This is a genomic window from Arhodomonas sp. KWT, from assembly GCF_010993615.1.
Genome location: NZ_WNXE01000085.1, coordinates 4814 through 5975 on the forward strand (window position 1 = coordinate 4814; position 1162 = coordinate 5975).

Consider the following 1162-nt stretch of genomic DNA (forward strand, 5'->3'; position numbering starts at 1 on the left):
GTCGTGGCGCAGCCCGCGAGGGTCGTCAGTGTAAGCAGCAGCAGGGGCAGTAACGGGGCTCTTGGCATGGGCGGGCAGACCTCGCGGGTAATGCGCCCGGTCAGCGCTTTCTGGCCAGAGTGACGCCGTCCGCCACCGGCACCAGGCACAGGTCGATGCGCTCGTCCTCGTGCAGCCGGCGGTTGAAGGCGCGTATCGCCCGGGTGTCCTCGTCGCGGCGGGCGGGATCGACCACGCGGCCGTGCCAGAGCGTATTGTCCACCACCACCAGACCGCCCGGACGGAGCAGCCTCAATGCCTGTTCATAATAGCCCGAATAGCCGGACTTGTCGGCGTCGATGAACACCAGGTCGTGCCGCCGGGCGCCACCCTCGGCGAGGAGCTCGTCAAGGGTGGTGGCGGCGGCCCCCAGGCGCAGCTCGATGCGCCCGTCGACCCCGGCGCTTTCCCAGTAGCGTTGCGCCATGTCGGTCCATTCGCGGCTGCGGTCGCAGGCCACCAGCCGGCCGTCCTCGGGCATGGCGAGCGCCATCGCCAGGGCGCTGTAGCCGGTGAAGGTCCCCACCTCGATGACACGCCGGGCGCCGGTCAGACGCACGAGCATCGCCAGTAGTGCCGCTTCCTCCGGGGCCACCTGCATGCCGGCCTGGGGCAGGCGGGCGGTGGCCTCGCGGAGCTCGCGCTGCACCGGCAGCTCGCGTACGCCCTCGCGCAGGAGGTAGTCGAGGAGGGTGTCGTCGATCCCGATGGTACGATTACTCATGACTGCCGTGTCCGGGTTACCTCGATGAGCGACAACACATCAGAGCCCCCGGGGGGCGTCAAGCCGCTCCGGGTCCTCCAGGTCAGCGACACCCACCTCTACGCGGATCCGGCCGCGGATCTCGCGGGCGTGCCTACCTCCGGGAGTGCACGGGCGGTGCTTGATGCCGCCCTGGCCGGGGAGGCGCCGGACCTCATCGTCGCGACCGGCGACCTCGTCCACGACGGCAGTGCCGCCGGCTATGAGCGGCTTCGCGGCTGGCTCGCGGACTCCGGTGTCCCCGCACTGGTCATCCCCGGCAACCACGACGACCCGGTGGCGATGGCCCGTTGCTTTGCCGAGGCGCCGGTGACCTGGCGCGAGAGTGTCTCCATCGGGGGCTGGCAGGTGATCGCCCTT

At 70.7% G+C, this 1162-nt stretch carries 2 protein-coding genes; one reads left to right on the forward strand and one right to left on the reverse strand.

Going from position 1 to position 1162, the window contains the following annotated elements; genetic code table 11:
* Positions 1 to 100 precede the first annotated feature (100 nt).
* Positions 101 to 763 (reverse strand): O-methyltransferase, encoded by a 663-nt coding sequence (locus G7A99_RS12420; RefSeq protein WP_018719734.1) that lies wholly within the window; start codon positions 761 to 763, stop codon positions 101 to 103.
* A gap of 24 nt (positions 764 to 787) precedes the next feature.
* Between G7A99_RS12420 and G7A99_RS12425 the strand changes: the two genes are divergently transcribed.
* A partial coding sequence (locus tag G7A99_RS12425) for a metallophosphoesterase (protein ID WP_205599837.1) occupies positions 788 to 1162 on the forward strand: 375 nt, incomplete at its 3' end.

Excerpts from the sequence above, each read along its gene's own strand:
- G7A99_RS12420 (WP_018719734.1), bottom strand. The coding sequence starts at position 763 with ATGAGTAATCGTACCATCGGGATCGACGACACCCTCCTCGACTACCTC.